11 protein-coding genes are annotated in these 13707 nt (G+C 71.0%); 2 read left to right on the top strand and 9 right to left on the bottom strand.

The genetic code is table 11. The features are described 5' to 3' along the window. Positions 1-48 precede the first annotated feature (48 nt). From QSK32_RS33105 to QSK32_RS33095, 3 genes are read right to left on the bottom strand one after another with little or no spacing between them, the layout of a single operon-like run. Positions 49-651, bottom strand: a complete 603-nt coding sequence (locus QSK32_RS33105; protein ID WP_285474065.1) for a GNAT family N-acetyltransferase — start codon at positions 649-651, stop codon at positions 49-51. Further along, positions 648-2168, bottom strand: a complete 1521-nt coding sequence (locus QSK32_RS33100; protein WP_285474064.1) for an APC family permease — start codon at positions 2166-2168, stop codon at positions 648-650. The genes QSK32_RS33105 and QSK32_RS33100 overlap by 4 nt, the downstream gene beginning before the upstream one ends. 41 nt (positions 2169-2209) lie before the next feature. After that, the gene (locus tag QSK32_RS33095) at positions 2210-2863 is read right to left on the bottom strand and encodes a GOLPH3/VPS74 family protein (RefSeq protein ID WP_045748066.1); all 654 of its coding nucleotides are present in this window, start codon (positions 2861-2863) and stop codon (positions 2210-2212) included. Positions 2864-3276: 413 nt separating this feature from the next. On the opposite strand from QSK32_RS33095, the gene QSK32_RS33090 reads away from it, so the two are divergent. Both QSK32_RS33090 and QSK32_RS33085 read left to right on the top strand, forming a co-directional pair. Beyond that, positions 3277-4038 (top strand): dioxygenase family protein, encoded by a 762-nt coding sequence (locus QSK32_RS33090; RefSeq protein ID WP_045748067.1) that lies wholly within the window; start codon positions 3277-3279, stop codon positions 4036-4038. Positions 4039-4143: 105 nt separating this feature from the next. Then, positions 4144-5148, top strand: coding sequence for a TerC family protein (locus QSK32_RS33085; protein ID WP_045748068.1), 1005 nt, complete (start codon positions 4144-4146; stop codon positions 5146-5148). 1559 nt (positions 5149-6707) lie between these two features. Here the strand turns inward: QSK32_RS33085 and QSK32_RS33080 are convergent. From QSK32_RS33080 to QSK32_RS33055, 6 genes are all read right to left on the bottom strand, one after another. Next, the gene (locus QSK32_RS33080) at positions 6708-6935 is read right to left on the bottom strand and encodes a hypothetical protein (protein WP_045747602.1); all 228 of its coding nucleotides are present in this window, start codon (positions 6933-6935) and stop codon (positions 6708-6710) included. Positions 6936-7129: 194 nt separating this feature from the next. Beyond that, positions 7130-9868, bottom strand: a complete 2739-nt coding sequence (locus tag QSK32_RS33075) for a helix-turn-helix transcriptional regulator (RefSeq protein WP_285474063.1) — start codon at positions 9866-9868, stop codon at positions 7130-7132. Between the two features lie 77 nt (positions 9869-9945). Then, entirely contained in the window at positions 9946-10488 is a 543-nt protein-coding gene (locus QSK32_RS33070) for a hypothetical protein (RefSeq protein WP_052721175.1), read from the bottom strand. Positions 10489-10498: 10 nt separating this feature from the next. Next, on the bottom strand, positions 10499-11701 hold the full coding sequence (locus QSK32_RS33065; RefSeq protein ID WP_045747600.1) for an ABC transporter permease: 1203 nt from the start codon (positions 11699-11701) through the stop codon (positions 10499-10501). Further along, complete coding sequence (locus QSK32_RS33060; protein WP_045747599.1) at positions 11698-12486, bottom strand: ABC transporter ATP-binding protein; 789 nt, start codon at positions 12484-12486, stop codon at positions 11698-11700. Before QSK32_RS33060 ends, QSK32_RS33065 begins: the two co-directional genes overlap by 4 nt. Continuing rightward, positions 12483-13691, bottom strand: a complete 1209-nt coding sequence (locus tag QSK32_RS33055) for an efflux RND transporter periplasmic adaptor subunit (protein WP_285474062.1) — start codon at positions 13689-13691, stop codon at positions 12483-12485. The genes QSK32_RS33060 and QSK32_RS33055 overlap by 4 nt, the downstream gene beginning before the upstream one ends. Positions 13692-13707 lie beyond the last annotated feature (16 nt).

The raw sequence follows: 13707 nt of genomic DNA, 5'->3' as shown, positions 1-13707 counted from the left end.
CGTCAGGTGTAACGACGGGACGGCGGAGCGTCAAGAGCGCGGCGTGCCTCAGGCTGCCCTGCGCCACATCCGGTAGAACGGCGTGCCGTCCGGCAGGTAGATCTCGAACGGGTCCATCTCGGCATAACCGTGCCGCTTGTAGAGCCGCACGTTGTTCGGGTTGGTCGCCTCCAGGTACGCGTCCACGCCCCGCTCGTCCAGGTCGCGGTGCACGTTGTCCATCAGCCGGCCGCCCAGCCCACGGCCCTGCTCACCGGGCCGGACCGCGAGGAACGCCAGGTGCCAGTGCTGCTCGGTGGGGTGGTTCTTCTCGAAGAGCTCGCCGAGCGCGCCGAACCGGTCGACGTGCTCGCCGGCCAGCGCGGTGAGCCGGTCGGAGTACCCGTCCGGTTCGGGCAGCTCGCCGACCCGGTCGAACCACACCGCGGCGGCCGCGTACCCGCCGTCCTCGTGGTCGATGACCTCGACCCGCCCGTACGCGAAAGCCGTCTCACTCTCCAGCGCGAAGAACTCGCCCATCACCCGCTTGCGGTCGGCCGGCACCGGGACGAGGTACGCGTCCGCCGCCAGGTCGTCGAAGGAGTGCGAGATGTGCGCGCCGACCGCCGGGATCTCGTCCCGGCGGGCCCGCCGGATCACCGGTTCGCTCATCGCCGGCCGTCCGGCTCGTTCAGGGCGGCCGCGAAGCCACCGCCGCCGGTGGTGGCGCTGCGGGCGCCGAGGCCGATGCCCTCGTACACGTTCGGGCGGGCCCCGCGCAGGTAGAGCGCCCAGAGGACGCCGGCGACGAAGAGCAGCCCGAACGAGCCGGGCACCGCCAGCGCCGGGGTGCTGCCGGGCTCGACGCCGAGCAGCAGGGCGATGTTGGACAGCGCCAGGTACGACATGACCAGCAGCAGGATCGCGCCGATCACCGGGGCGACGACCCGGTGCAGGACGTCCTCACCCTGGGGGTTACGGGCGAAGTAACCGATCACGGCGAACGCGGTGATCGTGACGAGCAGCAGCACGCCGAGGCCGCCGCCGGTGCCGCCCCAGAAGAAGAGCTGGACCAGCGGGTCCCAGCCCATCACCGCGTAGAGCACGATGACGATCAGGCCGAGGGCCGACTGGGCGAGCGAGCCGTTCTTGGGGGCGCCGGTGCCGGGCACGGTCTTGCCGAAGGTGCGCGGGAGCACGCCCTCCCGGCCCAGCGAGAACATGTACCGCGAGATGATGTTGTGGAACGAGATCATCGCGGCGATCAGCGAGGTGAGGAAGAGCGCGTGGCCCAGGTGCAGGGCGGCGCTGCCCAGCTGCCCGGAGGCCAGGTTGAAGAAGAGCTCCGGGCCCTCCTCGCCGGCCCGCGCCACGACCTGGTCGGCGCCGGCCGCGGAGATCATCGCCCAGGAGGCGAACGCGTACAGGACGGCGATCAGGGCGATGGCGATGTAGGTGGCCCGGGAGACGGTACGCCGCGGGTCGCGGGACTCCTCGCTGAACACCACCGACTGCTCGAAGCCGACGAAGCCGGTGATCGCCATGACCAGCAGCGCGCCGGAGCCGGCGCCGACCAGGGTGCCGGGGTCGAGCGGGGCGGCCGAGGCGGTGAAACCGTCCGCGCCGATCTCGGCGACCGCGAACACCACGGTCAGCGCGATCTCGGCGACCAGCAGGGTGGCCAGGACCTTGCCGTTGACGGCGACGTCGCGGACCCCGAGGATCGCGACCAGCGCCCAGGTGACCAGGGCGAGCGCCCACCACTGCACGTCCAGGCCGAACCAGTCCAGGAACAGCGGCTGGGCGATGGCGCCGAAACCGCCGTACGAGGCGACCTGGAACATGTTGTACGCCAGCAGCGCCACCCACGACGCGCCGACACCGAGCGGGCGGCCCAGCCCGCGCGACACGTACGCGTAGAAGGCGCCCGCGTTGGAGATGTGCCGGGCCATCGCCACGTAGCCGACCGCGAAGATCGCGAGAACCAGGGCGACGGCGATGAACGCGATGGCGATGCCGGTCAGCCCGGTGACCGCGAGGCCGGTGGGGACGACCCCGGCGACCACGGTCAGCGGGGCGGCCGCCGACATGACGAAGAAGACGACGGAGGCGACACCGAGACGGTCCCGGGCCAGCGCGTCGGTGAGCTGGCTCCCCGGGGCCGGGGATTGGGTTGCGGTCGTGGACACGCGTTCTCCAGTTGTGAATGTTTCTCTAGGGGTGGGGTGGGTCAGGCGCGCCGTGCCATGACGGCGTCGCCCACGGCCGCCTCCGCCTGCGCGACGAGCTGTTGCAGCATCGCCGGGAAGAGGCGGCGGAACTGGTCGAAGAGCCGGGCCCGGTCCCGGGCGTTGAGGGTGGCCAGCACGTGCTGGTCGAGACCGGTGGCGAGGATCAGCCCGGCGAGGAGCAGGTCGGCCACGTCGAGGGACTCGTCGCGGGAGGCCTTGGTGCGGATGCGGGTGGCCGGCCAGCCGGCCGTCATCGAGTCGGCCGGCACGAAGGAGACCTTGGTCCCGCCGAGCAGACCGCGTTTCTCCACCCGCTGGATCAGGCCGACCCGGGCGAGACGGCGCTCGACGAGGTCGGTGGCGATGCCGGTGGAGAGGTAGGCGAGCCAGTTGCGGACCCCGTGCTGACCGGCCTCGCGGCGCAGCTGCTCGAGCACCGCGCTGGTGGCGGCGTCGCCGGTCGGGCGCTCGTCGATGACCACCAGGTCGGTGTCGACCAGATCGACGCGGCGCCAGAGCATCAGCTCACCGAGCAGGGCGGCGCCGAGTCCGAGACCGAGCGTGGCCGGGGACAGCAGAGCCTTGCCCTTGGGGGTGTCGTGAGCGGTGAGGTAGAGATCGTCCGCGGGTGGTAGCTGCGGCGGCGACGCCACGGCAGGTTCTCCTCTCGACGCCTTGGGAAATGCCCGCGAAGTTCACCGACAGTAATGATGGTGACGTGCCACGAAGCAATTACGAAGCGCTCCCCCGGGCGCAACCCGCAGTAGCCTGCCAGCTCCGCGCGCCGCGCGCAACACGCTCCTCAGTCAAATGTGGACTCCATTGTGAACCAATTCGATCACGCCCCCCATCAGGGAGTTTGAGCGTTGATCAATAAAGATTGAGCGCTTCGGGTGTCGGCAAAGAGACTTAACAATCTCCACGTATCGATATTGACCGACATTTGACCCGACTATGGGCGCGCTCCCATGATCGAATACTCAGAGTAACTAGTTGACGGATCAAGCATTTTGGGCGTACGGTGGTGACGGATTTAGTTGAAGTTTCAACGGAGGCCCTCGTGCGGATGCCCGCTCTCTTCCTCAGCCACGGCGCCCCGCCCCTGGTGGACGACCCCACCTGGACGGCGCAACTGCGCGACCTCGCGGCCGCACTCCCCCGGCCGACGGCCATCCTGATGGCCTCCGCACACTGGGAGTCGGCGCCACTGATGCTCGGCGCCACCGAGACAGTCCCGCTGGTCTACGACTTCGGCGGCTTCGCCCAGCGCTACTACCAGGTGCAATACCGCGCGCCGGGAGCACCCGAACTGGCCGGCCAGGTGGCCGCGCTGATGCCCGACGGCGAGACCGTCACCCGCACCGACCGGGGCCTCGACCACGGCGCATACGTGCCGCTCACCGTGATGTACCCGGAGGCCGACATCCCGGTGCTGCAGATGTCCCTGCCCACCGACGAGCCGGACAGACTGCTCGAACTGGGCCGCCGGCTGGCCCCGCTGCGCGACGAGGGCGTGCTGATCATCGGCTCCGGCTTCACCACCCACGGCCTGCCGTTCCTGCGCGACTGGCGCCCGGACGCCGCCGCACCCGGCTGGTCCCGCGAATTCGACGCCTGGGCCGCCGAGACGCTGGCCCGCGGCGCCGTCGACGAACTGGCCGACTTCCGCGACCGCGCCCCCGGCATGCCCTACGCCCACCCGACCGTCGAGCACTTCTCGCCGATGTTCCTCACGCTCGGTGCCTCCGGCAACCCCGAGCAGGCCCCCGAACAGCCGATCGACGGCTTCTGGATGGGCCTGGCGAAAAGATCGTTCCTGGCCTCGTAAAGGCACGCCAAGCAGATACAGCTGAGGGTTTCCTGATAGGAAAGAATCGAGAAACCCGCCCGATTCCTCAGCATGCTTGCAGGATCTTCAGGGAATCTTGAAAGCATGCTAGAGGTCTCCGCGCTCGGGTGGATCGTGACCATCGGGGTCATCGTCGCCCTGCTCGCCCTCGATTTGACTCTCGGGGTGCTCCGTCCGCATGTCGTCGGCTTCAAGGAAGCCGCCGCATGGTCAATCTTCTACATCACCGTCGCGCTGCTCTTCGGCGTCGTCTTCGCGAGCATCGCCGGCTGGGACTACGGCACCGAATACTTCGCCGGATACATCGTCGAGAAGAGCCTGTCCGTCGACAACCTCTTCGTCTTCGTGATCATCATGACCACCTTCGCGGTGCCCGAGAGGTACCAGCAGGAGGTGCTCACCTTCGGCATCATCATCGCCCTGGTGCTGCGGGTCATCTTCATCGTGCTCGGCGCCGCCCTGCTCAACGCGTTCAGCTTCATGTTCCTGATCTTCGGGCTGATCCTGCTCTACACCGCGGTGCAACTCTTCCGCCACCGCGACGAGGACCCCGACGTCCAGGAGAACGGCCTGGTCAAGACCGCCCGCCGCTTCCTCCCGGTCCACGAGGAGTACATCGACGGCAAAATGATCACGCGCGTCGACGGCAAACGCGTCGTCACGCCCCTGTTCCTGGTCCTGCTCGCCATCGGCGGCACCGACCTGCTGTTCGCCCTCGACTCGATCCCGGCGGTCTTCGGCGTCACCGAGGAGGCGTACATCGTCTTCGTCGCCAACGCCTTCGCCCTCCTCGGCCTGCGAGCCCTGTTCTTCCTGGTGAAGGGCCTACTCGACCGCCTCGTCTACCTCTCCACCGGCCTGTCGATCATCCTGGCCTTCATCGGCGTCAAGCTGATACTGCACTGGGGCCACAAGGACATCAGCGACGCCGTCCCCGAGGTGAGCACCCCGGTCTCGCTCAGCGTCATCATCGGCATCCTGATCGTCACCACGGTGGCGAGCCTGCTCAAAACCCGAAACGACCCGACCGCGAAGGCCCACCCCGGCAGCCTGAAGGCCAACCCGAACTCCGAGCCGGCCGACCGCTGACGACCTGACTCCCCCACCGTCGTTCCTCAACCCCACCGTCGTTACTTCCCCACCGTCGTTCCTCAACCCCATCGTCGTTCCTCAACCCCACCGTCGTTACTTCCCCATCGTCGTACCTCGCCCCACCGTCGTTCCTCACCCCAGGAGGTCCGGGCACCCTGCCCGGGCCTCCTTCTCCTTCGGGGGTACGAGCCACACCCACCACAACCGCACCACCCGGTCCCCGAGCTACCCACGGCTGCCCACCTCCCACCCCCAGGTCAGGCAGTCCCGCACCCGACCACGAAACCGGGGATGCTCACCATCCCGGTCAAGGCGGTCCCCGCACCCGACCACGGAGCCGGTCACCACCCCGGACAAGGCGGCAACGGCACCCGATCACGCAAACAGGTAACCCGACAGCCCCCAAAGACGGTCACCGCCCCCAAAGCGGCATCGGGTGCACTCACCACCTCGTCAGGACCGTGAGCGTCCCCGGTCTCGTGATCGGGTGCATTCACCAACCCGACCCGGCAGTAAGCGCACCCGATCACGGAACCGGGGACGCTCACCACATCACGAAGAACGGCCGTGACACCCGATCACCCGACCGGGGGCTCCCACCACCGGCGAGAACGCCCACAGCACCCGATCACGAAACCGGGTGCACTCACCGCCCGTAAAGACGGTAACCGCACCCGAAGCGGCATCGGGTGCGCCCACCAGCCAAACGGGACGACGAACGCACCCGATCACGGATTCGGGTACGCCCACCAACCCGAAAATGACGGCTCCGACACCCGATCACGGGACCGGGGACGCCCACCGCGGAAAAGGACGGCTGCGGACCCCAAAACGGCATGGGGCGCTCTCACCACTCCACTGAGACGTCGAGCGCACCCGGTCTCGTGATCGGGTGCATTCACTGCCCCGAACGGGATGGCCAGCGCACCCGATCACCAGAACGGGGACGCCCACCGCCGACACGGGCGGCTGCCACACCCGAACACCAGAACGGGAGCGCCCACCACCAGCAAAGACGGTCAGGACACCCGATCACCAGAACGGGGGTGCTCACCGCGGTCGGGCGGGAGGGGTGGGACGCGAAACCGCCCCTGGTGTGTGAGTCACCAGGGGCGGTTTCGGGTCGGCCACGAGGGCTGCCCGGGGACGGACCGGGTGCTGCTTCCTCGGTGGACCCTCCGGGTCGGCGTTCGGCCCGGGGCTTGGGGATGTGATGCGGGAACGAGTGATGCGGGGACGGCACTGCCGGGGATGGAGCCGCGAACCACGGCGGGCGACACCAAGCCGCGAACTGCGAGACCGGAGCCGCGAACTGCGAGACCAGAACCACGAACTGCGACTTTGGGGTGATGCCGCTCGCGGGACGGTGCCGCATCGCGCGGGCCGACCCCGCGCTACGGCACTGAGCCCGAGCTGCCGAAAGTGAGCCAAGCTGCCGGGGGCGAGCCCGAGCTGCCGGGACTGAACTTAGCCGCCCGGGGCGATCCCGAACTGCCGGGGCTGAGCCCTAGCCGCCCGGGGCTGAGCCCGAACTGCGGGCGGCGCCGCGCCGGGGGTCAGGCGTGGTAGCCGGCGGCCGAGTAGCGGCGGTCGGCGTCCTGGCTGCTGAGGATCGCGTGGACTTCGCGGGTCTCCTCGGCGGTGTGACGGCTCAGCATCATGTCGAGTTCGGAACGTTCCGCAGCGGTGCGGAACGCGGCCAGCTCGTCGCTCAGGCGGCGGTGGGCGCGCCGGGTGGCGCGGTAGTCGGCGAGGGCGGCGCGGGCTTCACGGATGAACTGCATGGGGCACTCCTTGACGGATAGTGACGGAGAAAGCCTCGTCGCTTCCGCTGACAACAATCCACGTCTTCGCCGTCATCCCCAAATCGACCAGGTAAAACTTTCGCTCCAAAAGTGACCGCGACCACTGAAAAGCGGTAACCCGGGTCACTCTGCGTCGCGTAATCGCTGGTCAACTACGGGTAGTGATCCCGGCCTCAGTCGGAAGGCTCAAGTAGCACCAGCCTGGACGAGAGTTGGGTACGCGAGCGCACCCCGAGTTTGCGGTACACCCGGGTCAGGGTGGCTTCGACGGTCTTCACGCTCAGGTAGAGCCGGTTGGCGATCTCCCGGTTGCTGGCGCCGTCGCGGACCATGCCGGCGATGCGCAGCTCGGTCGAGGTGAGGCCTTGTTCGGGGGCCCAGCTGCCCTCGGTGCGGGCCAGTGCCCGTTCGGTCTCCTCGGCCCAGGGGCGGGCGTCGGCGGCCAGGAAGATGGCCAGGGCGGCGCCGATGGCGACGCGGGCGGCGGCGTATCTGCGGCGGCGGCGTTCGGCGCCGCCGGCGACGAGGAGGGCGTACGCCTGCTCGACCGGCTGGCGCAGCTGTTCGAACAGGCGGGCGGCTGCCGTCGACAGGGCCACCGCGTCGTCGGGGTGGCCGGACTCGGAGCGGACGATGGCGTCGGCCCGGTCCAGGTATCCGGCCAGGGCCGGAATGCTGCCGAGGCGTGCCGCGGTGGCTCTGGCCCGGGCCAGGATCTCGGCGGCTTCGGTGTGTTCGCCGAGGGCGGCCAGTCCGCCGGCCAGGTCGGCGTGCCAGCGTACGATCATCGGGTCGGCGTTGCCGGTGCCGTCTTCTAGGTCGCGCAGCCGGCGCAGGGTGGCCACCCCGGCCCTGGTCTCGCCGAGGCGCAGTTCGGCCTGGCCGAGTGCGTGCAGGTGGCGGCGCAGGTAGAGGCCGTCACCCTCCTGTTCGGAGGCGCGGATGCCCCGCCGGGCGAAGCCTGCTGCCGCGCCGAGGCTGCCGCCGGCGAGTTCGGCGACCGCGGCGGTGTACCAGGTCGGGCCGGGGCTCAGTCCGGCTGCCGCGGCCGCGTGGACGGCGCGGTGCGCGTACCGCAGAGCCTCCTGGCACCGGCCCGCCCGGGTGGCCACCTCGGAGAGGCTGCGAAGCACCTCGACCCGCGCCTCGCCGACCCGGTCGTGTTCGGCGACTGCGAGCAGCGTCAGCAGTTCGGCGCGGGCCTCGTCGAGCCGGTCGTCGAAGAGGGCGAACCGTGCCGCCATGTACTGCGGACCGTAGTGCAGCCAGTCGGGCGCCGGGGTGGCCGGCAGCTCGCGGGCGGTTGCGAGGGTCTTGTCCCAGGCGGGTTCGCCGCGGACGCGCTGGATCTGGGCGAGGACGCTGAGCGCCATCGCCTGGGTGGTCGGGTCGTCGGCCTGCTGGGCGGCCTGCTGGGCGCGGGCCGCTTCGGCGGCTGCCCCGTCGAGGTCGCCGACCAGGAAGGCGGCCCAGGTGAGCCGGAGCCGGACCGGGGCGCCCAGGGCCGGGTCGTCGCCGGCTTCGGCGAGGGCCGCGGCGAACATCTCCCCCATGTCGGCGAGGCCCTGCCCGGCCAGGTCGATGAGCACCACCCGGGCACGGACCCGGTGGCCGGCCGGCGAGTCGGCGGCGATCACGGCTTCGGCGGCCCGGCCGGCCAGGGCGGGGGCGCCGCCGGTCAGGGCGGTCCGGGCGGCGGCGACCAGCCAGTCGAGGCGTTCCTCGGCGAGGGTGTGCGGGCTGCGGTCGGCGGCGAGCAGGTAGAGCTCCGCGGCGGTACGTTCGGCGCCCCGGGCGGCACTGTGCCGGGCGGCGTCGGCGAGCCCGACGGCGACCACGGCGTCCGGGCGGGATGTCCGCAGGGCGCGGTGCCGTAGCGCCTCGACCGGGTCGAAGGCCGCCCCGGCCAGGTCGGTGTGCACCCGGGAGCGGGTGTCGGCCGGGGTTTCGTCGGCGAGGACCCGGGCGACCAGCGGTGGGGTGAAGCGGATCGCCTCGCCGGTCAGGGTCACCACCCCGGCCGCGGCGGCGAGGCGCAGTTCGCGGGCGGCGTCGGCCCGGCCGGCCCGCTGCAGCAGGGTGGTGGTCGGTTCGGTGGCCAGCGCGGCGACCAGCAGGGTGGCGGTGACGTCGTCGCCGAGGGCGCGCAGGCGTTCCCGGATCAGGTCGCGGGCGGCCTCCGGGAGCGGGGATGGTCGCCAGGCCGGGCCGGCGCCGCTGGTGGCGCCGAGAGCCAGGGCCAGGAACGGGTTGCCGGCGCTGGCCTCGTGCAGTCGGCTGGCGGTGCGGCAGGGCAGGCCGCGGGCTTCGAGCAGGGCGGTCAGGTCGTCCGGGTCCAGGGGCGGTACTTCGATCTCGAGTACGGGCGACGGGCACAGCCGGGTGGCGCGGGGCCGGCCGGCGGTGAGACGGCGCTCGGCGGCGATCACCCGGATCCGGGGGCCGGGGCGGCGCCGCATGGCGAAGCCGATCAGTTCGGCGGATTCCGGGTCGAGCCATTGGGCGTCGTCGAGGACCAGCAGCACCGGGGCGAGGCGGGCGCAGTGGGCCAGCAGTTCGGCGAGGACCAGTCGCCGGGCCAGGGCGGGCACGCCGGTGCGGTGTGGCCGGCCCTGGCCCAGCGCGGCGAGCGAGTGCCGGGGTGCGGGGGCCAGCGCGGCGACCGCATCGGCCGGGGCCTGCCGGACCAGGTCGGCGGCCCCGGCGTACGCGACGGCCCGTTCGCCCCGGGCCGGGCGCAGGCGGAAGACGAGTTCCCCCCGCGCCGCGGCGGTGTCGGCGACGGCGTCGAGCAGCGCGGTCCGGCCGATGCCGGGCGGACCGTGCAGGGTCACCCCGCCTCCGGCGCTGAGCCGGGTCTCGATCGCCGCGAGCAGCGCTTCGCGGCCGTGCAGTGCGGGCGCCGCGCTCACCTCCCAGGTCAGTGAAGGTGTCAGCCTAGGATTCGCCGGGGACGCTCATCAATGCCTTTCTCGTTACATCACATCGGTCACTTCTTCGTCACGGTGGTGGCGGTGACCGAGCCGTCGTCGGCGGTGTCGCCCTCGACGGTCACCGAGTCGCCGGCTTTGACGTCGCTGAGCTTGCCTTTCTCGGCCGTGGAGACGGTCGTACCGGCGCCGGTCTTGACCGTCACGACGCTGCCGTCCTCGGTCTCCACATAGATCGTGGTGCCGTTGACCAGCTTGACCTTGCCGGCGGTGTCCGACGACGCGGCCTGCTGCTGGCCGAACCCGCCGCCACCCGGCGCCCCGCTGGCACTCATCCCGCTGGGGAAGCCGCCGGAGCGTCCACCCCCGGACCCGCCGGGGCCCGCGGCGCTGGCGGAGGACGTACCCCACTGTTTCTGGGCCTGGACTCCGCCGAGGAACCCGCCCATCAGCAGCAGGCCCACGCCGAGCACCACGGTGCCCTTGTTCCACCAGCGTTTGGGGGCGGCGGCGGCCAGTTCGGCGGAGAGGCCCTCGTGGGCCTCGGCCTCGGACCGGGGCACGGCCGGGATGACCGCGGTCTCGTCGTTCAACCGGTTCACAGTCAGATCCTCACTCGTAACGCAGCGCGTCGATGGGCCGCAGCCGGGCGGCGCGGGCGGCGGGCAGGCCGCCGAAGAAGAGCCCGATGGCGATGGAGACGCCCACGGCGTATCCGATGGAACTGGGCACGATCACCGGTTTCACGCCGACGATCTCGAATTGGCTGCCGATCAGCGCGGCGGCCACCCCGAGGGCGCCGCCCATCACGCTCAACAGGCTCGCCTCGATCAGGAACTGGGTCAGGATCACCCGGCGGGGCGCGCCGAGGGCCTTGCGGATGCCGATCTCCCGGGTCCGTTCGGTGACCGTCACCAGCATGATGTTGGTGATGCCGATGCCGCCGACCAGCAGACTGATCGCGGCCACCGCCCCGAGCAGGGTGGTGAAGGTGTCCGCGGTCTCGGTCTGGGTCTCCAGCAGCGACGAGGCGTTCTGGATGCGGTACGGCGTGGACGACGACGAGTCGGCGACGGCGAGTTTCTGGTCCAGGATCGTGGCCACCTGGTCCTGCGCCGCGTCGACGTCGTCCGGGTCGGCCGCCTCCACGATGATCGAGCTGAGCGCGCCGTACCCGGTGAGGACCTGCTGGACCGCGGTGAGCGGGGCGACCGCGGTGTCGTTGGAGTCCTGCTGCCCGGTGGAGCTCTTCTCCTGCAGCACACCGACGATGGTGAACAGGGCGCCGCCGACGGTGACCTGCTTGTCGATCGGGTCGATGCCGGGGAACAGTTCCTCGGCCACGGTCTGCCCGATCACCACCACCCGCCGGCCCTGGTCCACGTCGTCCTCGGTGAACGCGCTGCCGGTGCCGACCGGGGTGCTGGAGGCGGCGAACCAGGCCGGGGTGGTGCCGACGAACGAGCTGACCGAGTGGTCGCTGCCCTCGTACGTCATGGTCGCCGAGGACGCGCTGACCACTGGTGACACCGACTTGACGGCCGGCGCGAGTTCCGGGTCGACGAGCGCGTCGGCCATCTCCTTGGTGAGCGAGGTGCTGCTGGAGCCGCCGCGGCCGGTGCTCATCACGGTGATGGTGTTGGTGCCGAGCGCCTCGATCCGGTCGCTGATCGCCTTGGCCGAGCCGTTGCCGACCGCGACCAGCAGGATCACCGCGGCGACGCCGATCAGGATGCCGAGCATGGTGAGCGCGCTGCGCAGCTTGTTGGCGGACAGGCCGCGCAGCGCGAATCTGATGACTTCGAAGAGGCTCACTGTGAGTGCCGTCCCCCGGAGTAGACCGCCGCGCGGCCGTGGTTGCGGGCCATCGCGGCGGCGGCCGCGGCCGCGCCGACCGGCGGGCGGTCCAGCGGCGACTGGCGTACGTCGGAGACGATCGAGCCGTCGACCAGGCGGATCAGCCGCTTGGCGCGGGCGCCCACCTCGTCCTCGTGGGTGATGATGACGATGGTCCGGCCGGCCGTGCTGAGGTCGTCGAAGACCTGCAGCACGTCGTCGGTGGACTTGGAGTCCAGGTTGCCGGTGGGTTCGTCGGCGAGCAGCAGGGCCGGTTCGGTGACCAGGGCCCGGGCCACCGCGACGCGCTGCTGCTGGCCGCCGGAGAGCTGGTTGGGTTCGTGTCCGGCCCGGTCGGCGAGGCCGACCACGTCCAGGGCTGCCATCGCGCGGCGCCGGCGTTCCTTGGGCTTGACGCCGGCGTACGCCAACGGCAGCTCCACGTTGGCCACCGCGCTGGTCCGCGGGATCAGGTTGAACGACTGGAAGATGAACCCGATGAGGCGGTTGCGGGCCAGGGCGAGCTGCGCGTCGGACAGCCGGCTGACGTCCACCCCGTCCAGGTGGTACGTGCCGGAGCTGGGGATGTCGAGAGCGCCCAGGATGTTCATCAGGGTCGACTTGCCGGAGCCCGACGATCCCATGATGGCCGCGTAGTCGCCGCGCTGGACGGTCAGTGACACGCCGCGGAGGGCGTGCACGGTGGCCTCACCCGTACCGTAGATCTTCTTGAGGTCTCGCACCTCGAGGACCGGACGGCTCATCGACCGCCACCGCCGCCCTGCGCGCCGCCGCCGCCCGGGGCGCCGCCGCCACCGAAGTTGCCGCCCCCGCCGCTGATGCCGCCGAAGCCGCCGCCCATCTGGCCGCTGGTCCCGCTGGTGCTGCTGGACGTGGTCTTGACGACGACCTGCTCGCCCGCGGTCAGACCGGACGTGATCTCGGTGGCCGAGTCGCCCTCCAGGCCGATCTCCACCGAGCGGCTCTCCTGGACACCGTTCGCGACGACCGTGACGGTGTGCCGGTTGCCGGCGGTGGTGAGTGCCGCCGGGTTGACGTAGACGGCGTTCTCCACCGAGCCGGTGGTGACCGACACCGAGACGGTCTGGCCGACCTTCGCGCCGGTCGGCACCTTGTCCAGGGTGAGCGTGACGCCGTAGGTGACGACGTTGTTCGAGGTGGTCGCGGACGGGTCGATCGCGGCGAGTCTGGCGCTCTGCTCGACGCCGCTGAGCGCGTTCCAGGTGACCGTGGCGGCCTGCTTCTCCTTGAGACTGGTCGCGTCCGCCTCGGCGAAGGCCGCGGAGACCTGCATCTTGGTCAGGTCGGCGATCTCGACGAAGCCGCTGCTGCTGGAGGACGACGACGAGGAGGAGGACGAGCCGCCTCCCTGGGAGCCGCTGCCGCCGGAGGAGGAGCCCGAGGACGAGGAGGCGGAGCTGCCGAGGGTGCCGCTGACCGCGGTGACGGTGCCGGCCATCGGGGCGGTCAGCGTGGTGCCGTCCACCCCGGCCTGGGCCTCGTCGACGGCCAGTTCGGCCTCGTCCACCTGGTTCTCGGCGTCCGCGGTGTCGGAACCGGCGGCCTCGACCCGGTCCAGGGCGTCCTGGGCGGCGTCCAGGTCGGCCTCCGCGGCGGCGAGGGTCCGCTGCGCGGCGGCCGGGTCGACCTTCGCCAGGACCTGACCCTTCTTGACCTTGTCGCCGACCTTCACGCTGATCGCGGTGACCGTGCCGCCCGTGGTGAAGCTGGCGCTGGCGGTGCTCGCGCTCTCCAGCGTGCCGTCCGCGGTCACGGTCTTGGTGACCGTGCCCTGTTGTACCGTGACCGTCCTCTCCGAGGCCACGGCGGCCGTCCCGTCGTCGGTTCCAGAGAATGTCTCGTACACCGCGAACGCCCCGGCGACGAGCGCGACGCCGATCACGGCGTTGACCACCAGAGACGGGTGGCGGCTCAGACGTACCTTCATGCCGACACTCTGGGGG

It is taken from the genome of Actinoplanes sp. NBRC 101535, assembly GCF_030269225.1.
Lineage (GTDB): Bacteria > Actinomycetota > Actinomycetes > Mycobacteriales > Micromonosporaceae > Actinoplanes > Actinoplanes rectilineatus.
This window is presented reverse-complemented; position numbering and strand designations above follow the sequence as displayed.